Origin of the sequence: Paenibacillus vandeheii (assembly GCF_030433635.1) — a bacterium.
In the GTDB taxonomy this organism is placed as follows: domain Bacteria; phylum Bacillota; class Bacilli; order Paenibacillales; family Paenibacillaceae; genus Paenibacillus; species Paenibacillus vandeheii.
On record NZ_JAROCD010000018.1, the window covers coordinates 69,019 to 89,163 of the forward strand.

General features: G+C 50.9%; 15 protein-coding genes. 14 read left to right on the forward strand and 1 reads right to left on the reverse strand.

The annotated features are described in order from the left end of the window. Positions 1-44: 44 nt before the first annotated feature. The 6 genes from P5G61_RS28000 (at position 45) to P5G61_RS28025 (ending at position 8,372) form a co-directional block, all read left to right on the forward strand. Positions 45-2,357 (forward strand): glycoside hydrolase family 3 N-terminal domain-containing protein, encoded by a 2,313-nt coding sequence (locus P5G61_RS28000; protein ID WP_301249521.1) that lies wholly within the window; start codon positions 45-47, stop codon positions 2,355-2,357. Beyond that, a complete protein-coding gene (locus P5G61_RS28005; RefSeq protein ID WP_301249522.1) occupies positions 2,354-5,455 on the forward strand; it encodes an alpha-mannosidase in 3,102 nt (1,033 codons plus the stop codon). The genes P5G61_RS28000 and P5G61_RS28005 overlap by 4 nt, the downstream gene beginning before the upstream one ends. A gap of 135 nt (positions 5,456-5,590) precedes the next feature. After that, complete coding sequence (locus tag P5G61_RS28010; protein ID WP_301249524.1) at positions 5,591-6,466, forward strand: sugar phosphate isomerase/epimerase family protein; 876 nt, start codon at positions 5,591-5,593, stop codon at positions 6,464-6,466. Positions 6,467-6,478: 12 nt separating this feature from the next. After that, the gene (locus P5G61_RS28015) at positions 6,479-7,351 is read left to right on the forward strand and encodes a sugar phosphate isomerase/epimerase family protein (protein WP_301249525.1); all 873 of its coding nucleotides are present in this window, start codon (positions 6,479-6,481) and stop codon (positions 7,349-7,351) included. Between the two features lie 162 nt (positions 7,352-7,513). Further along, a complete protein-coding gene (locus P5G61_RS28020; protein ID WP_301249527.1) occupies positions 7,514-7,741 on the forward strand; it encodes a DNA-binding protein in 228 nt (75 codons plus the stop codon). A 199-nt stretch (positions 7,742-7,940) separates the two neighbouring features. Next, complete coding sequence (locus P5G61_RS28025) at positions 7,941-8,372, forward strand: VOC family protein (protein WP_301249528.1); 432 nt, start codon at positions 7,941-7,943, stop codon at positions 8,370-8,372. Between the two features lie 123 nt (positions 8,373-8,495). Here the strand turns inward: P5G61_RS28025 and P5G61_RS28030 are convergent, their stop codons facing one another. Next, complete coding sequence (locus tag P5G61_RS28030; protein ID WP_301249530.1) at positions 8,496-9,371, reverse strand: hypothetical protein; 876 nt, start codon at positions 9,369-9,371, stop codon at positions 8,496-8,498. A gap of 374 nt (positions 9,372-9,745) precedes the next feature. On the opposite strand from P5G61_RS28030, the gene ytxJ reads away from it, so the two are divergent. From ytxJ to P5G61_RS28065, 8 genes are all read left to right on the forward strand, one after another. Continuing rightward, complete coding sequence (gene ytxJ / locus P5G61_RS28035; RefSeq protein WP_301249531.1) at positions 9,746-10,285, forward strand: bacillithiol system redox-active protein YtxJ; 540 nt, start codon at positions 9,746-9,748, stop codon at positions 10,283-10,285. 313 nt (positions 10,286-10,598) lie between these two features. Beyond that, entirely contained in the window at positions 10,599-10,661 is a 63-nt protein-coding gene (locus P5G61_RS32000) for a potassium-transporting ATPase subunit F (RefSeq protein ID WP_363325773.1), read from the forward strand. A gap of 64 nt (positions 10,662-10,725) precedes the next feature. Next, complete coding sequence (kdpA, locus tag P5G61_RS28040; RefSeq protein ID WP_301249532.1) at positions 10,726-12,405, forward strand: potassium-transporting ATPase subunit KdpA; 1,680 nt, start codon at positions 10,726-10,728, stop codon at positions 12,403-12,405. 121 nt (positions 12,406-12,526) lie between these two features. Beyond that, positions 12,527-14,617, forward strand: coding sequence for a potassium-transporting ATPase subunit KdpB (gene kdpB, locus P5G61_RS28045; RefSeq protein WP_301249567.1), 2,091 nt, complete (start codon positions 12,527-12,529; stop codon positions 14,615-14,617). 40 nt (positions 14,618-14,657) lie between these two features. Next, positions 14,658-15,218: a potassium-transporting ATPase subunit KdpC gene (gene kdpC / locus P5G61_RS28050; protein WP_301249533.1), complete on the forward strand. Its 561-nt coding sequence runs from the start codon at positions 14,658-14,660 to the stop codon at positions 15,216-15,218. 216 nt (positions 15,219-15,434) lie between these two features. After that, complete coding sequence (locus tag P5G61_RS28055; RefSeq protein WP_301249534.1) at positions 15,435-17,774, forward strand: histidine kinase; 2,340 nt, start codon at positions 15,435-15,437, stop codon at positions 17,772-17,774. Between the two features lie 8 nt (positions 17,775-17,782). Then, on the forward strand, positions 17,783-19,363 hold the full coding sequence (locus tag P5G61_RS28060; RefSeq protein ID WP_301249535.1) for an ATP-binding protein: 1,581 nt from the start codon (positions 17,783-17,785) through the stop codon (positions 19,361-19,363). 1 nt (position 19,364) lies between these two features. Further along, positions 19,365-20,075, forward strand: a complete 711-nt coding sequence (locus P5G61_RS28065) for a response regulator (RefSeq protein ID WP_301249536.1) — start codon at positions 19,365-19,367, stop codon at positions 20,073-20,075. The last annotated feature ends 70 nt before the right edge of the window (positions 20,076-20,145 follow it).

Sequence of the window (20,145 nt, forward strand, 5' to 3'; positions counted from 1 at the left end):
GCCCATGTTCCAAACCAAGCCGAACTCATAAGGAGAATGTGCATATGAACTATAAAGATGCTTCGCTTCCCGTTCAGGAACGAGTACAAGATCTTCTCGGTCGGATGACAACGGAGGAGAAGATAGGACAGCTGATTCAGCCCATGGGGTGGAAGACTTATGTTAAGGATGCAGATGGTTCGGTTCGGGTTACGGATGAGTTTAAAAAGGACATCGCAGAGGGCGGGATTGGGTCGTTGTATGGCGCCCTTCGTGCTGATCCATGGACGGAAGTGACGCTGGAGACAGGCTTGACCCCTAGGCAGGGTGCTGTTGCCACCAATGAAATTCAGCGGTATGCCTTGGAGAACTCCCGGCTGGGGATCCCCATTTTGTTCGGGGAGGAGTGTTCTCACGGTCATATGGCGATTGGAGCGACCGTATTCCCGGTGCCGCTTGCTGTAGGAAGTGCCTGGAACGTGGAATTGTACCGCAAGATGTGCGAAGCGATTGCTGTGGAGACCCGGAGTCAAGGGGGAGCGGCAACGTATTCCCCTGTGCTGGATGTGGTGCGTGACCCCAGATGGGGGCGGACAGAGGAATGTTTTGCCGAAGATCCATACCTGATCGGTGAATTGGCGGTAGAAGCGATGAAAGGGCTGCAGGGTGATCGACTGGATACCAACCGGACGATTGTGGCGACACTCAAACATTTTGCAGCTTATGGAAGTTCAGAGGGTGGACGCAATGCGGCCCCTGTTCATATGGGATTACGTGAGTTGCATGAAGTGGACCTATTGCCCTTCAAGAAAGCCGTGGAAGCAGGTGCATGCTCCGTCATGACGGCATACAACGAAATTGACGGTGTACCCTGTACATCGAGCTCGTATCTGTTAAATGATCTCCTGCGCGAGCAATGGGGATTTGACGGATTCGTCATCACCGATTTTGGTGCGATTCAGATGCTGGTCAGTGGACACAACACGGCGGAGAACGGGGAGCAGGCCGTTGCGCAGTCGCTTAAGGCAGGTGTGGACATGGAGATGTCCGGATACATGTACCGGAAGCATCTGGGGCAGGCGCTGGAGCAAGGAATACTAGAAGAACAGGATCTGGATACAGCAGTAAGGCGAGTGCTGGAGATGAAGTTCAGGCTGGGATTATTTGAACAGCCCTTCGTTGATCCTGACTTTGCAGAGCAGGTGATTGGATGTGAGGACCATATTCAGCTGGCGAGGAAAGTCGCGCAAGAGGGAATTATTTTACTTAAAAATGAAGCGAACATCCTTCCACTCAGTAATACAGGTACGAAGCTGGCCGTTATTGGACCGAATGCAAACCATGTCTACAACCAGCTTGGTGATTACACCTCGCCACAGCCGAGAGAACAGATTGTTACGGTGATGGATGGGATTCGCCGTAAGCTTGGGACGGATACGGAACAGGTGCTATACGCGCCCGGATGCCGCATCAAAGGCGATTCCAGAGAGGGCTTTGCGCAAGCGCTCGCCTGTGCTGAACAAGCTGACATCATCGTTATGGTGATGGGTGGGTCAAGTAGTCGTGATTTTGGCGAAGGCACCATTGATCTGCGGACGGGTGCATCCGTTGTCACGGATGATCCCTGGAACGATATGGAGTGTGGTGAGGGCATAGACCGATCTTCTTTGATCCTGATGGGTGTTCAACTGGAGCTGGTGCAGGAAGTACATAAGCTGGGGAAACCGATTATTGTCGTATATATTAACGGCCGACCCATTGCTGAACCCTGGATTGATGAGCATGCCCATGCCATTCTCGAAGCGTGGTATCCGGGGCAGGAGGGTGGAAACGCAATAGCAGATATTTTGTTCGGTGATGTGAATCCATCCGGTCGTCTTACCGTCTCCATTCCCAAACATGTGGGGCAGCTTCCGATCTATTACAATGCCAAACGCACCCGAGGTAAGCGATATCTGGAGACCGATCTTGTGCCGCAGTATCCGTTCGGCTTTGGGCTGAGCTATACGGAATTTAAATACGAGAATGTACGGGTTGTGCCGGAAGTGATCGGGCCAGACGATGAAGCTGAGGTGCAGGTGGAAATCACGAACACCGGATCAGTTGCTGGAGATGAGGTGGTGCAGCTGTATATTACGGACGTATCAGCTTCAGTAACCCGGGCTGAAATTTCACTGAAAGGGTTTCGCAAAATCCGTCTGGAGCCGGGACAGACTCGAACCGTTACTTTCCCTGTGCAAAAAGAACATCTGGCGCTGATCGACTCCCGTCTTCAGCCTGTTGTCGAACCAGGTGAATTCAGACTGATGGTGGGCAGCAGCTCCAGAGACTGGACTGCTTGCAGTTTACACATTCAGAAGGTGGGGGTGGAGGTATGATTCGAATTCAGAGATTCATTCAGGATCTGGCTCAGCAGCAATGGCTCGATACGGTGGAGCTTCCAGAGTGGCAGATGCAGAAAGCTAAGTATATACGGCCCGGAGAATACGAGTATGAACAGGAGAATGCCACTGTCCAAAGTCTGAATCCATTCGATAGCAACCATGGAACGACATATTTTCTGAGCAAAACCATAGAGATTCCAGGCAATTGGGAGGATCATGCAATTGGATTGATTTTTGAAGCTGGGGGTGAGGGGCTGCTGAAGGTGAATGGCATGCCTTATCACGGACTGGACCGAAATCATTGGTATGTACCGTTACCCAGGAGCCGTGTGGGAACTACGCCTGTATTGGAGATTGAGCTGTATGATCCTATACCGGAACCGCATGACCCGCTGAACCGACAAGCGGTGATTCAGCCGCCGATCCGTGGTATTCGAACTGCCTTGGTATATGTGAATCAACCGTTACAGAGCTTGATGTACAGCATTACCGTACTTGCGGAGTCGCTAAAGGCATTGCCCGAGAAAGAGTTGAAACGGACCCGTCTTGTCCGGGTCATTCACCAGGTAATGGATGAGATGTACAACGAGCCGAATCGCTGGGCTGAGGCGGTATGGGTGCAGAACTTCGAAAATTCGCTAGCACAGTCTGTGCAGAAGGAAGACCCGGAAGAATATCGGAATGGGTTCATGCATCTGGTTGGGCAGTCCCATATCGATATTGCTTGGCTGTGGCCTGTACGTGAGACCGTCCGCAAATCCAGCCGTACCTTCTCCACGATGTGTACCCTGATGGACGAGTACCCGGAGTTTATATATTCGCAGAGCCAACCGCAGCTGTATGCTTTCGTGAAGCAGCATTATCCTGAGCTGTATGAACGAATCAAAGCTCGAATTGCCGAAGGCCGCTGGGAGCTGGTTGGCGGCATGTGGGTGGAGCCGGATCTGAACATTCCGAGCGGTGAGTCCTTGGTAAGGCAGATGCTGTACGGGCAGAACTTCTATCAGGAGGAGTTCGGCAAGCGTTCGAGCATCGAGTGGCTTCCTGATACCTTTGGTTACTGTGCTTCGCTGCCACAACTGCTGAAGCTGGCTGACATTCCTTATTTTATGACCACCAAGCTCAATTGGAGTGATACCAATACTTTTCCGTATGATCTGTTCCATTGGGTAGGCATTGATGGTACCTCAGTGCTGGCTTATCTGAATCATGGAGTGAATGAGCATACCCGGCCCAAAGATATGGATGAGCATTGGCAATCGTATAAGCAGAAGGACGTGCACCCCGAACAAATGCTGCTTTACGGGCATGGCGATGGCGGGGGCGGGGTCACGAATGAAATGGTGGAGTTCGGAGCGCGATCCCAGTTCATGATTGGACAGCCCATCAGCAAGTTCAGTACAGCGGGAGCATTTTTCGAAGAAATATCCAGTAATAATCCTACTTTGCCGCAATGGCATGGAGACCTGTATCTGGAGCTTCACCGGGGAACGTATACCACCCATGCGCGGAACAAACGAAGCAATCGGAAGGCAGAAGTACTGTACCGGGAAGCGGAAATTTGGGGGCAGTTTGCCGGATCTGAAGCAGCACAGGTGAAGAACAAACTGGATGAAGGCTGGAAGCTGATCATGCTCAACCAGTTCCATGATATTATTCCGGGTACATCCATTCCCGAAGCATATGTCACTTCTAAGGAGGAGTATACGAAGGTGTTTGCCCTGGGAACATCAGCGAGGGAAGGCGCCCTCAATTCCCTTGTGGAAAGTATTGCGACAGATGACTTGGCTGGCCTGCCTTACGTTATTTTAAACAGCCTGGGCTGGGAGCGCGGAGAAGTGGTGAGCATTACAGGAGACATAAAGCTGGCTGGCCTCGCTGCTTTTGATCATCAGGGTAATCGTCTGGCAGGTGACCTTGAGCAAAATGGAGATGTGCTGACTCTGTCAGTTTATGTTCCATCCATCCCGGCCTTTGGGTATACCACCATATGGCTGCGCTACGCACCGGATGCCAATCTTCCTATATTTAAGCAGGATGAATCCTTCCCTTCGGTTTGGGAAACAGACTTCTACATACTTGAATTTAACGATGTGGGAGAAATCAAAAGATGGTATGACAAGTCCATCCAGCGGGAGTGGCTGAAGCCTGGAGATAAAGCGAATGAGCTTCAGTTCTTCCATGACAAACCAACGTATTGGGATGCGTGGGATATTGACCCGAGGTTCGAATCTCAACCGGCAGGGGCGGTACAGCTGATCTCCGGACAGATCGTGCAGCGCGGGGCAGCGCAGGATATCCTTCGTTTCCACTGGAAGCTGAACAACTCGGAAATTCGCCAGGATATTATCCTGTATCGTCATCAGCGGCGTGTGGATTTCAAAACAAAGGTGTACTGGGTTGAGAGCCATAAGTTGCTCAAAGTTGCATTTCCAGTCGATTTGGTGTCAGGCAAAGCAACCTACGAAATACCGTTTGGCGCGCTGGAGCGGCCAACCCATAATAACACTAGCTGGGAGCAGGCGCAGTTTGAAGTGTGCGGGCACCGTTGGGCAGACGTCTCCGAAGGTAATAGCGGTGTAAGCCTGCTGAACGATTGCAAATATGGCTACGACATCAAGGATCAGACGATTCGTCTGTCTCTGCTCCGTGCCCCGAAATGGCCGGATGAACATGCCGATCAGGGTGAGCATGAATTCACTTACTCGCTCCTGCCTCATCAAGGCGATTGGCGGGAAGCGGGTGTGGTACGCCGTGCGATGGAGCTGAACCATCCGACTCAGGTTGTGGCAGCAGGCAGACATTCAGGGACATTAAAGGCAGAGCATTCATGGGTTCACTTTCGCAGCGAGCACGTCATTCTGGATACAATCAAAGCTTCAGAAGACGGCACGGGAACGGTACTTCGTTTCTATGAGTCATCAGGCGGTAGAGAGACAGTCGAGGTTCAGTGGGCCGAAACGCAGACAACAGCATCTGTAGTCAATCTGCTGGAGGACGAAATCCGGCCATTGGTTTGTCGTGAAGGAAAGTTTGAGCTGACGTTCAAGCCTTATGAGATTCAGTCTGTAAAAATCGGTTCACCGGAATAACTTAGGGTGCCAGATAAGAATCTTTTATAAGAAGAGGAGTGGACCGTGAATGAGGCGAAAGTGTAGTAGAGCATTCCATTCCATCACGAACTCACATCAGGACGATAAAATACCAATTCAGCAGGAGGGTATAACATGAAATTAACGAACAAGATCGGCGTCATCGTGGACAGCTTTAATGTAGGCGTAAGAGAAGGGCTGAACAAAGCGAAAGACGTTGGAGCGGAAGGTGTACAGATCTATGCGGTCAAGGGAGAGATGGACCCTGAAAATCTGTCTCCTGCGGCTCGCAAGGAGTTAAGAAGTTATATCGATTCTCTTGGGCTTGAAATTTCTGCCCTAGTTGGCGATTTGGGTGGACATGGGTTTCAAGTAAAGGCAGATAATCCGTGGAAAGTGGAGAAGTCCAAGCGAATCGTGGATCTGGCCCTTGATCTGGGAACTAATATCGTCACGACACATATCGGTATTGTTCCGCATGATCCTTCGTCCGAAGTATATGCCACGCTGCATGCGGCTTGTGAAGAGCTGGGCCAATACGCGAAAAGTGCAGGTGCGTACTTCGCTATTGAGACGGGGCCGGAAACAGCCGCAGATTTGAAAGGATTCCTGGATACATTGTCGACCAACGGGGTATCGGTGAATTTTGACCCGGCGAACATGGTTATGGTTACCGGAGACGACCCGGCTCGCGGTGTTCATCTGTTGAAGGATTATATTGTGCACACCCATGTGAAAGATGGGGTACGTCTCAAGGAAGTCGATCCAAGAGATGTGTACGGTGCAGTAGGTTACGCGCCCATGGATCATGAGAAAATTGCCGAAATGGTTTCTTCCGGGACGTTCTTCCGTGAGGTGCCGCTGGGCGAGGGTGGTGTGGATTTTGACGGATACTTTGCGGCCCTTCGGGATATTGGCTATACGGGGTATCTGACGATTGAACGTGAAGTAGGCGATCAGCCGGAGCTGGACATTCGCAAAGCGGTTGAATTCATCAAACAATACCGGTAGGGAGCTGAGCAGATGAAAGTGGGCCTGAGTACGTACAGCTTGTTGAACGATTTGAATTCGGGTGAAATGACGGTTCTGGACATCATCGACTGGATTGCAGCAAATGGTGGTGAGCATATGGAGATGGTTCCGTATGGCTACACCGTGGAAGACAATCCTGATCTGGCTGACGCCATCCGGGAGCGAGCTGCTTCTGCGGGTATAGAGCTGTCCAACTATTCGATGCCTGCGAATTTCGTGCAGGAGACGGAAGAGGCTTTTGAAGAAGAGATGACTCGGGTCAAAAGACATGTTGATATTGTACACCGGATGGGTGTAAAGCATATGCGTCATGACGTCACGGCGTTTACGTTGCCGAAGGAGAAAATGACCATTGCCTGGTTCGAGGAAAATCTACCGCTCATGGTGAAGGGAAGCCAGATCATTGCGGATTACGCGGCGCAGTTTGGCATTACAACAACCATTGAAAATCACGGCTTCAGTGTGCAGGCGAGTGATCGTGTGCAACGTGTGCTGCATGCCGTGGATCGTCCGAACTTCAAAACAACACTCGACATCGGCAATTTCATGTGTGTGGATGAGAACCCCATTATCGGAGTCATGAAAAATCTGCCGTACGCTTCTCTGGTCCATTTCAAAGACTTCTATTTCCGTTCTTATGATGAGCATCCGGGCGAAGGGGAGTGGTTTACCACTGCCTATGGTAATTTCCTGCGCGGAGCGATTGTTGGGCAAGGGGATATCCCGATTCGCAAAATTGTGAAGCTGATCAAAGACTCCGGTTATGATGGCAACATCACGGTGGAGTTTGAAGGCATGGAGGAATGCAAGTCAGCATCCAAAATCGCCATGAACAACCTGCGCCGGTTCTGGGAAGAGGCCTAGGAGATTGGATTAAAAGGGTTTGAAATGGGTCCAGGACAGGAATCCTGCACTAACATAAATTGGTTCTCCATAAGGATTCAGTTACGATCATCACAAGTATGGTATAATGGATCTATTCAGCCTGGAAAACGACTGGCTATGGATAGGAGAGATTACTGATCTATGCAGGTATTCGAGGACTGGAACCAGAAAGTGAAGAGAACGTTTAATGCTACGAATCCCGAGGTTGTATTGACGGTATCAGAAGCAGGGAGTTTGTTGGGTCTGACCAAAGATCAGATGAAACTTTATGTAGACAAGAATAAACTAACTAAGGTCCCGATCATGAGAAGTGTTCACCGATACCTCTTGTTGAAAAGTGAAATAGATATCATCGTAAAAACGCGCTAACCTCATAGGATCGACCACAGCCATTTGACCGACAGGAATCGGGAGAGTGGTCTTTTTTTTGGATAAAATAAGGATTGCGGACAATCCTACTTATGAGCTTGTTACCAGTACTCTTGTCAACGGGCAGCCTGTTCGTATATACTCATGTCGCAAGTGGCAGGAATGGTCAAATACATGAGCTCAAGGAGATGAAGAACGCATGGCAATCAGCTTGAATGTGTATCTTGTAACAGATGGTAATGGACGTGAAGCAGTGGAGTTTTATAAAAAGGCTTTTGGAGCGGAAGTGTTGGCTCTCCAGACATTTGGCGACGGTCCATCCAATCCAGATCACCCCGTACCACCAGAAGCGAAAGACCGCATCATGCATGCTTCTTTGCAAATTGGCGGCTCTGTGCTGATGCTGTCCGACACATTTCCTGGCATGCCGTATGTAGTGGGTAACCATGTTAATGTCACAGTGAATACGGATACTCCGGAGGAAGCCAAAGCAATCTTTAACCAGCTGCAAGATGGCGGGAAAGTGAAAATGCCGATTCAGGAAACGTTCTGGAGTCCGGCCTACGGTACGGTTATTGATAAATTTGGCGTTCAGTTCCAAATTAGCTGTGTTGCAGCAAGCCATCAGTAAAGTGCGAGTTAGCGTTTCGGTAATATAAATCAAAAACAAAACCTCCAGGACATGAGTACTATCGTCGTCTGGAGGTTTTTTGCAATTCCTGCAAGAAGGTTATGGGCGTACGCTACTTGAAAACTAGACCTCTTTCTGAAGCTTGGAGGGGTTGTTGATTTTATAAGGAACAGGGTTCCTGGTCAGCTTTTTCTTGATGATTTTGGCTTCAAAGGTAAGCACATCACCAACCTCAAGCTCCTGCTTCTTGATGGTCGCACTGTGGCTGGACCACGCTTCGCCAATGTCAACGACTTCAGGCTCCGTGATTGTAACGGCTTCATAGATGATGACTTCGTCATCATTGTCGGAGAAGTGGTTCGGCACGGTCGTAAATTCCTTCACAACGGCTGACATTTTCACTTTACCCTCCGGCAGCTCAATCTTGACCGATTTGGCTTTGCCTGCGGTTTTGGCCTTAGGTTTGGCTGTACTGCTGGTTGCATTGGCGGGGCCAACGTACTCTTCCACCAGACCGTCAGGATCACCTTTCAGAGCAGATGAAATATCATCGTCATCCGTGTCCACATCCAATTCGGAATCCATAACATTCATACCGGATGGAATCTCATCCAGATTAGACGCAGCATCCGACTCCTGCAACGTATCAGAACTGGAGATATGATCTGAATGGGTTGCAGCGACGACCGGTTCCCCGGGCTTGGCTGTTCCCGCTCCAATTGAACTTTTCACATTATAGCTGGACGCCTGCATTTCTTTCAGGTACGACGGATGAATGCAGTGTTTTTGCTCATTGTCCAGTTGGATGACCGCTGCCATATGATCGACAAAGCCAACGATGGTGCAAGGCTTATTCAGTCCATTTCCTTTATAATAGAACGTTTTGACCTTCGTTGCTTTTTCTGAAAGCAAGCCCCACTCCTGGCACTTCTCAATCAGCTCGTCCTCGTTCTCCAAAGCGTTATAATACTGCGGTTCGATCATAAAAGCATATGCCATAACGAATTTCCGCCTTTCCAATCATTTCTTCATGTTCATCGTTGCCAAATTACAATCAGTGTATCACAAAAGCGTACCCTTAGATGAAGAATATAAAAGCGCCTGAATGGGCGCCTATGATATAATTTCCGGTAGACAATCGGTGGGAATGCTCTAAAGAAAGTGATAAACAAAAAACCACCGTTAAACAGGTTGACTCCTGCGGTGGGATTGGTTTTGCATCGTAACAGACATGCGCAGTAAGAGGGTTCTATCTTACCTCGCCTTGTTGACTATTCTTAGGTTACCATAGCCATTTTATACAGGCAAATGAGTGATTGCTTCTATATTAAAATTAATATTTTTTATGAATTTCTTTAGGGAGGATGATCTCCATGGATAAAAAAGTGAATTCTCAAACGCTTTGGCTTGGGGTGGGCATCGCCATTGGAACGAGTATTGGTGTGGCTGCAAATCAGGTTGGCCTGGGTATTGCCTTTGGTGTGGCATTGGGCGTCGTGGTTGGATCTGTCGTTAGCAAACGTGCTGGCTCGGGGCTGGATGATATGCTGAGTGAACATGTCAAGGAGTTGCATAAGCAAGAGGAATGGGAAGAATTGCTTGTGCGGTCGCAGGATCATCCGGTGCTGCTGCTGAAACACAGTACAACCTGTCCAATCAGTGCAAGAGCATACAGGGAGTTTATGGCGTTTGTGGGCTCGAATGCATCCGATCCCGCCCAAAAAATGGAATACCGGATCGTCAAAGTTATTGAAAGCCGCACGCTTTCCCGCCGCATCGCAGAAGATACCGAGGTTCACCATGAATCGCCTCAAGTTCTGCTGCTGGACAGCGGCCAGGTGATCCAACATACATCACACGGGAAAATTACCCGAAAAAGATTGCTGCAATGGGCCCAGAATCCGTTTGGATGAAGGGCGTTCAATATACACTTTAACATTCATAGACCTGTTCCCTTCAGCTATTAGCTGAGGTGAGCGGGTCTTTTTTACGCTTTTTTTACACCTTGGCGGGTATTTCTTTACCCCTTTTTTACAGCGTTTCGTATTACGATTTCATATGTAGAAGGTTGCAAGAACGGTAGAGAGAGGGAGGGGAACACATGGTGAATGATGCCACGATAATCGGGCTGGTTGTGCTGTTGTTTGTGGTGTTCTGGGGATTTGTGAAGTTTTGCGAGAAAGCTTAGGGCAAGGAAAGGGGAGGAGCCACATGATCGTCATCGGGATGATTGTGCTCGCGTTGGTGATCTATCTCGGTTACGTGCTGGTGAGGCCGGAGAAATTCTGATGGTCGCCTTATGCACGAATCCAGAAGCACTCGGATCGTCGATTTTTAGGGAGGAAATGCGGATATGAGTAGTGGTTTATTACAAGTAGCGGTTACGCTGCTGATCATCATACTGCTGGTGAAGCCAGTGGGGAGTTATCTGGTGAAGGTGTTTGACGGCAAGCGAACAGGGCTGGATCGGATATTTGGCGGACCTGAGCGATTGTTGTATCGATTGATGGGGGTGAAGGAGAACGAGTCGATGGGTTGGAAAAAGTACCTTTCGGCTGTGCTCCTCTCCAACTTCGTCATGCTGTTGTTGATGTTTCTGGTGCTGCGGCTGCAACAATATTTGCCGCTCAACCCGGATGGCATCGCCAATATGCCTGCGGCGCAGGCATTCAACACGGCTGTTTCGTTCATGACCAACACGAACTGGCAGTCGTACACCGGCGAGAACTCCCTGTCGTATTTGTCACAGATGCTGGCAGTGACGTTTCCGATGTTCACCTCGGCGGCGACCGGCTTCGCGGTGGCCATTGCATTCATTCGCGGGCTGGTCGGCCGCCGGGATGGACTGGGTAATTTTTACGTCGACATGGTACGGTCAATCACGAGAATCTTTTTGCCGCTGAGCTTCATTGTGGCGTTGTTCCTGGTATTCCAGGGTGTGCCGCAGACACTGGCGGGAGCGGTGAACGCAACCACGCTGGAGGGGGCGCAGCAAACGATTAGTCGTGGGCTGGTCGCTTCACTGGAGTCGATCAAGCACCTAGGTACCAATGGTGGAGGCTGGTTCGGAACGAATGCAGCGCATCCATTTGAGAATCCAACAGCGTTATCGAACCTGGTGCATATCATCTGCATGATGCTGCTGCCAACCTCGCTGGTGTATGCCTTCGGCATCATGGTGAACAACCGGAAACAGGGCTGGGCTCTGTTTGCGGCCATGAGTTTTCTTTTCCTCATCATGCTGACTACGGTATTCGTATCGGAATATCGCGGTGTGCCTGCGCTGGAGGCGGTGGGAATTCAGGGCAATATGGAAGGTAAAGAAGTCAGGTTCGGGATATCTGAATCGGCGCTCTTCACGGCAGTCACTACAGCAGCCACAACCGGGTCGGTGAACAATATGCATGAGTCGCTTACTCCACTCGGCGGGATGGTGGCATTGGCTGAAATGATGCTCAACAACGTATTCGGCGGCAAAGGAGTAGGTTTGCTCAACGGATTGCTCTATGTCATTCTGGCTGTATTTATTTGCGGACTGATGGTTGGGCGAACCCCTGAATTTCTGGGCAAAAAAATCGAGGGCAAAGAAGTGAAACTCGCGTCCATTGCGCTGCTCATTCACCCTTTGATTATTCTGGGTCCAACTGCGCTGGCGCTCATGCGCCCGGAAGCTGTAGCTTCGATTTCGAACTCAGGCATGCATGGCCTGACCGAGGTGCTTTATGCTTTTGCATCAGGGGCTGCCAATAACGGATCGGCGTTTGCCGGACTGAATGCCAACACAGACTTTTACAACATCGCCATTGGTGTGGTGATGCTGCTCGGAAGATACATTTCCATGATCGCGATGCTTGCTATTGCCGGATCACTGGCCACCAAACGGGTGGTTCCCGTAACAACGGGTACACTACGCACACATACGCCTCTTTTTGCGGGCATTCTGGTGATGATGATTGTGGTGGTCGGTGCGTTGACGTTCTTCCCATCACTGGCACTTGGACCGATTGCAGAGCATTTGGCGATGATTCGTTGATGGAGAGTACGGCAATCCGTTATGGGGATATGAGTGAGGACGTAGAGTGTGGAGGTGGATTAACGCAATGAATGCTATAGAACGAAAGAAGGAGCAATCGGTGGAAGGAACAGGCATGGGCATGATTAGCCCACATGGTAAGGGAACGCGAGGTACAGGTACAGATCAAGGTACTCCCAAAAGAACTAAAACTTTAAGTCGCGAGATTCTGCTTCAGGCATCCCTGGATGCTTTCAAAAAGCTGAACCCGGTCGTCATGATCAAAAATCCGGTGATGTTTATCGTTGAAGTAGGTACACTCATCACGTTGTTGTTGTGTATTAATCCGGACCTGTTTGTTGCATCCGAGGCAGGGCGAGGGTACAACATCGCAGTGTTTCTCATCCTGTTATTCACGTTGCTGTTTGCCAACTTTGCTGAAGCACTGGCGGAGGGGCGGGGCAAGGCTCAGGCAGACACACTGCGCAAGACGAAATCGGACACAACGGCGAATCTGGTACAGAAAGATGGAACCCTCAAGCAAGTGTCTTCGACCCTGTTAAAAAAAGGAGATATCGTCCGTGTAGCAGCGGGAGAACTGATTCCCACGGACGGCGAGATTATTGAAGGGCTGGCCTCCATTGACGAGTCCGCCATTACCGGGGAATCTGCCCCTGTGATCAAGGAGGCAGGTAGTGACTTCTCCTCCGTTACGGGAGGTACACGAGTCACTTCCGACTATATTGTCATGCGTGTACAGACAGATCCGGGGGAGTCATTCCTCGACCGGATGATCTCACTTGTTGAAGGTGCACAGCGCCAGAAAACACCGAATGAAATTGCGCTGACTACACTGCTTGCCGTGTTGACCCTGATTTTCCTGATTGTCATCATGACGATGGTTCCGATGGCAAGCTACCTGGGCATCCGGCTTGATCTGGCGACATTAATCGCGTTGCTTGTCTGTCTGATTCCAACAACGATCGGCGGGCTGTTATCCGCCATTGGGATCGCTGGCATGGACCGCGTAACACAGTTCAATGTCCTCGCCATGTCGGGGAAAGCGGTGGAAGCGGCAGGCGATATTGATACGCTGATTCTGGACAAAACCGGAACAATCACGTACGGAAATCGCATGGCGGCGGAGTTTATCCCTGTTCAGGGAGTGTCAGCACAGGAGATGACTCGTGCTGCGCTGCAAGCTTCCGTAGTGGATGAGACACCAGAAGGGCGCTCGGTCGTTGAGTTGGCTGGCAAGCAGGGCGAGAATTGGGCGGAGACGGAATATGCAGATGCAGAGCATGTGAGTTTCACCGCAGAGACCCGTATGTCGGGTCTGAATCTAAGCGGTGGGAAGCAGATTCGGAAAGGCGCGGTGGATGCGATCAAACGCCATATTTCCTCCCGTGGAGGACGGATACCTGGCGATTTGGATGATATAGCCAACCGAATTGCAAAGGCTGGGGGTACACCGCTTGCTGTTGCAATGGACGACCAGATTTATGGTGTAATCTATCTGAAAGATACGGTGAAGCCAGGTCTGAAGGAGAAATTCGCCGAGATGCGAGCTATGGGTATCAAGACGATTATGTGTACGGGCGATAACCCACTGACGGCGGCAACCATTGCGCTGGAAGCGGGCGTGGATGATTTTATTGCCGAAGCGAAACCGGAAGACAAGATTACTGCGATCAAAAAAGAGCAGCAGGAGGGCAAGCTCGTCGCCATGACGGGCGACGGGACCAATGATGCTCCTGCTCTGGCGCAGGCCGATGTAGGCCTTGCGATGAATTCCGGCACCATGGCGGCCAAGGAAGCGGCCAACATGATTGATCTGGATTCCGATCCGACCAAGCTGCTGTCGGTCGTCTCGATTGGGAAGCAGCTGCTTATTACCCGCGGTGCGCTGACGACGTTTTCGATATCGAATGATATTGCCAAGTATTTCGCCATCATTCCGGCCATGTTTATTTTGGCTATGCCGCAGCTCCAGGCATTGAATGTTATGAATCTAGCTTCACCACAGTCCGCGATTCTGTCTGCGTTGATCTTCAACGCCATCATCATACCGCTGCTTATTCCTATCGCTATGCGGGGTGTGAAATATCGAGCCATGTCCGCGGAGCGGTTGCTTGGACGGAATGTGTTCATCTATGGCGTAGGCGGCGTGATCGTGCCGTTCATCGGAATCAAGCTGATCGATCTGGTGCTGTCGGGACTTCATCTGGTGTAAATGGTACAACTAATAATAATGAAATCAGGATGTGATTCATATGAAACAGGTACTGCCGGCAATTCGGTTATCTGTCGTGCTTATGCTGATTTGCGGTATCATTTACCCGCTGGTTACAACCGGAGTGGCACAACTGCTTTTCCCCAATCATGCCAACGGCAGTCTGATCACAGCGGACGGAAAAACCATCGGTTCGTCGCAGCTGGCGCAGGAAGTAAAATCGCCGGGGCTGTTCCAGCCCCGGGCCTCGAACGCCAGTTATGATGGAGCAGCTTCAGCAGGCTCCAATCGCGCCGTGGCGTCTGAGGCGTATATCCTTGAAATGAAGGAAAAGGTGGCTCTGGTCCAACAGGAGAACCCGGGCTTGCAGCACATTCCTGCGGATCTCGTGACGAGTTCGGGTTCGGGTCTGGACCCGGATCTGTCACCTGAAGCGGCAAAAGCACAGATTCCTCGTATTAGTCAGGCAACAGGCCTTAGCGAGCAGCAGCTTGCCCAGATCGTGGAGGAACATACACAAGGGCGACAGCTGGGCATCTTCGGTGAGCCACGTGTGAATGTGACCGCACTGAATCTGATATTGAAGGCAGAGCTGAAGTAACGAAGCGGCGTGTTCGAAAGAAATTTATTTTACGGTCCGTCAGCAGAAGGGATACGTTGTTCGGGCTCCATTTGCTTGGAAATGTGTTAATCAAATATAAGATATAGTCTGCGATGTATGTTGTATGAAAAACCATATCTGGCCTTCTTCCGAGTTTCGGAAGGGGCTTTCTCCATGTTGTGTAACAGTTACTTACCGAAAGGGGGAGTGGGCGGGATGGAGGACAGCTTCAAGCGCAAGTCTCCAGAAGACATTTTGAAGATGATTACGAAGCTGCAGCAGGGCACCTTGAAAATTTACATTGGTCCAGTAAGTGGCTCAGGCAAAACGTATCATATGCTGAGGGAAGGAAACACATTGCGCCAGCAGGGTATTGATGTCGTCATCTGCGCCGTGTCGACCATGCGCAGACCGGAGACGGTGGAGCAGCTGGGTGAGTTGGAACGGATTCCGAGCCTTCACTGGTCTCGTGGGAAAGGCGGCATGGAGATGAAGGACCTGAATCTGGATGCATTGCTGGCGCGTAATCCGGAGGTGGTACTCGTTGACGGGCTTGCTCATAGAAACCGAAAAGGAGCGCGTCATGCAACCCGACTGGAAGATATTCAGTATTTGCTGCTGCATAACATCAGCGTCATTACAACAGTGAACGTGTATGAGCTGGAGGGTTATACGGAGCTTGCGCGTCAGCTTACGGGTATCGCAGCCGAACATACCGTGCCTGCGGACACCCTTGAACTGGCCGATGAGGTGAAGCTGATCGACGTGACGCCGGAAACGGTATTGAGCCGGCTTGCTGAGGGGCATCTTAGGGGACATGAAGGAGAGGCGGTGTTTCGGCAGGGGAATCTGGGCATTTTACGTGAGCTGGCTCTCCGGCTTGTCGCAGAAGGGGTTAACGAATCGCTGCGTGAGCACCGCGAAGAGATGGGCATTACTGTTACGACTGGCATCATGGAACGTATTCTGGTATCCACCCAATATCACTGGAACGGATCGATCTACATTCGGCGCGGACAACAGATTGCGAAGAGGCTGAACGGGGATTTGCAAGCCGTGACCTTCCGCAATATGAAGCAGCCGTTAACGAAGGAGGCTATTGTTTTCCGTCGCAGCATGATCAAACTGGTAGAGAAGTTTGGTGGTCGATTCGAGGAATTACCTGTCGTACATCGCCGGAAAATGCCATCAACGCTGGCACAATATGCTGTGCAGCATCAGATTACCCGAATTGTTATGGGACATTCACGACAGACCCGCTGGCAGGAGCTGTGGCAGGGCTCATTCATTAACTCCCTGCTGCGCAGGATGCGGGGCGTCGATCTTTTCCTGTTGGCGGATCGAGCACAGCAGGAGGGAGAGCGTGTGCTTCCTGCCCGTTTGCCTGAAATGGAGACGCCAACCTATCGCAGGTTAAGCGAGCAGGAAATGAAAGAACAGATCGGCCAAATTCGGCGTGGTAAGTTCAAAGTATATATCGGTGCTGCCCCGGGCGTAGGGAAAACCTATATGATGCTCCGGGAAGGCAATGATTTGCTTCGCAAAGGCATCGACGTGCAGATTGGTCTGTTAGAGACGCATAATCGGGCGGAGACGGTGGAACAGATCGGTCAATTGTCCGTAATTCCACGGGAGCAGCGGACGTATCAGGAGATCCAATTGGAGGAGATGGATACCGAGGCGATTCTCCGCTTGTGTCCCGAAGTGGTACTGGTGGATGAACTTGCACATACCAATATCCCAGGAAGTATGCGGCAAAAACGGTATGAAGATGTCCTTCTTCTGTTGGAGGCGGGTATTTCCGTCATCACCACAGTTAACGTGCAGCACCTGGAAAGTCTGAACGATGCGGTGGAACATATTACGGGAATTCGGGTTCGAGAGACGGTGCCGGATCAGATTTTGCAAATGGCGGATGAGGTTCAGCTCATTGATGTCGCCCCGCAGGCCTTGCGGCAACGCATGCGGGAGGGTAAAATCTATGCAGCAGCCAAGGTGAATCAAGCACTGGAGCATTTTTTTCGTATTGGCAATCTAATTGCCTTGCGGGAACTTGCTCTGCGCGAACTGGCGGATGATGTGGATGAACGCCTGGAATCTCAGGAGCCCAAAAGCGCGCTGCGCGGTCCCTGGCGCAGACAGGAAGCGGTCTTTGTCTGCGTAAGCTGTGATGAACATGCCGATCGGCTGATCCGGCGTGGATTTCGCACCGCCTATCGACTGAAGGCGGTCTGGCATGTGCACCATGTTTATGTAGGCAAGCTTATGAGTGATGAGGTAAGGTGTCAATTGGAGGAGCTGGAACAGCTCACGGTCCGATTGGGCGGGAAATTTTACATTCATCACTGTCTGAGACTGAGAGATGTACCTGGTATTTTGGCAGGTAAAGCCTCTGAAGAAAAAGCAACGCAACTTGTAGTGGGTCAGGCGAAACGTGTCTGGTGGCTGAATGGCTACCGTGGAAAAGGATCGGTCGTCAGCAGATTGGTGCGGCTATCAAGGCATATGGATGTATTAATTGTTGCAGATTACGATTATGATCAGAGCGGGATGTGAGAGGTACTGTGTCTGAACGAACCAAAGGGGAAGAGGTTTGGTTGAAGCTGAAGCGTGTCCCCAAATATATATGGGTAACCCTCGGCGTCACCTTGTTAACGATGTTGCTTCATGCGATCGGTATGAGCGAGGATTTGGTTAACGTGGGGCTGATTTATCTTTTCCCCGTCTTGGTCAGTGCCGTCTACTGGGGATTGGGACCGGCCATATACGCAGCGAGTCTAAGCGTTGTTGCCTTTGACTTCTTTTTTGTGCCCCCGTATCTGAGCTTTACGGTTGAAGATTTACGATATATTTTCTCTTTTGTTGTGTATTTGGCAGTTGCGGTATTAACCGCAAGTTTGGCAGGTCGCCTGCGGCAGCAGCTGGAGATGGTAAAACAACGCGAGAATACGACGAATTCGCTGTATGCTTTAAGCCGTCAGATGACGGCTGTTACAGATTTGGATACACTGCTGGACAATATTGCGAGGCAAGTCTCTCTGACGCTTGGAGCTTCGGCCGCATTGTATCTTCCTAATTCTGACGGGGAGCTCGCGGTTACCTCATCTTCGGGCGAACCGGATTCGGCAGGATGGGGCAAAAGAGAGTCTGAGGTTGCCATTGCCAAGTGGGTATACACCCATGGAGAAGTAGCTGGACGCGGTTCTTCCAGTCTGCGGGAATCGCCCGGGCTGTATGTGCCGCTGCGTACAGAGGATCAGATTCATGGGGTGCTTGCCGTGAATCTGGAGTCCAGCGATCTTCAGGAGCAGCGGGAGGAACTGCGTTTGCTGGAAGCCTGTGGCGGGTTGGCGGCGAGCGCCATCGCTCGTGTTAAGCTGGCAGAAGAAGCGAGGCTGGCGCAAATGACAGCTGAATCAGAGCGAATTCGCACCGCTCTGCTGGATTCGGTATCCCATGAGCTGCGTACACCGCTTACGGCTATCATTGGTTCAGCCACAGGCCTGCTGGAGAATGACTCTCTTTTTACAGCGGAGGATCGAAAGGAACTTACAGGCAATATTCGGGATGGAGCGCTGCGAATGAACAGGCTGGTGACCAACTTGCTTGGCATGGTGAAGCTGGAAAGCGGCATGCTGCAGTTGCGCAGGAAATGGTGTGATGTGGGTGACATGATCGGTATTGTGCTGGGGCAGGTTCAGCAATTTATTCAGCACCGCCGCATCCGTGTGGATTTGCCGGATCAACCGCCCTTTATATCTGGAGACGAGGTATTGCTGGAGCAGGTCCTGGTTAACGTCATCAGCAATGCCATTAAATATTCTCCGGTCGACAGTGAAATCGTCATTACGGTAAAGGCAGATGAGTCGCTTGGACGAATGACCATTGTGGTGGCTGATACGGGCGTCGGGATCCCGGAAGCAGATCGAGAGCGGGTGTTTGAGAAGTTTTATCGTTCCGAATCGTCACGGCATGTGACAGGTACAGGACTGGGACTTGCTATCTGCAGAGGAATTGTCGAGGTTCATGGAGGTACGATTACCGCAGAGCCAAATCCGGGAGGCGGGACACGGGTGTGCATTTGTTTGCCTACCGAGGAACCCGAGGCATCATTCCCGTACATGGGACAAGGAGAGGAAGAATGACATGACGGCACCACAAGGCGCACGCATATTGATTGTGGATGATGAACCACAGATCCGCAAACTGCTGAAGGTTACGCTTCAGGCGCACAACTTTGAGATTCATGAATGTGCAGACGGAGAAGAGGCGGTTGTCCAGGCGAGCATTGTGCATCCCGATCTGATCGTGCTTGATCTGGGCTTGCCCGGCATGTCCGGAATGGACGTACTTCAGCGTATTCGGGAGTGGTCTCAGGTACCGGTCATTGTGCTGACAGCGAAAGAACGCGAAGAGGATAAAATCGCTGCACTGGACGGCGGGGCAGATGATTATGTTACCAAACCGTTCGGCATGGGCGAGCTGGTTGCCCGGATTCGGGTTGCTCTTCGCCATGTGGCGAAAACAACGGATGAGCCTGTACTGCGCTTTGGTCCGCTCACGATTGATTTGGCCCAGAGGCAGGTGGATCTGGAGGGATCACTCGTCAAGTTAACTCCAACCGAGTATGAAATGCTGAAAGTACTCGCTTCCAACGCAGGCAAAATTATTACCCAACGGCAGCTGCTGCAACAAGTGTGGGGTGGACATCATCACGAGTCAGACAGCCATTACTTACGGGTATACGTCGGCCATCTGCGCAAAAAGTTGCAGGAAGATCCCACACGTCCGCGTTTTATTCAGACCGAGCCGGGAATCGGCTATCGTTTCCTGCTTCAGGATGAGATTGGAAAATAAAATGAAAACTCCTGAAAGCGCCGACTCCCTCTCTAATGAGAGGAAACCGGCGCTTTTCAAGTGCGAAACA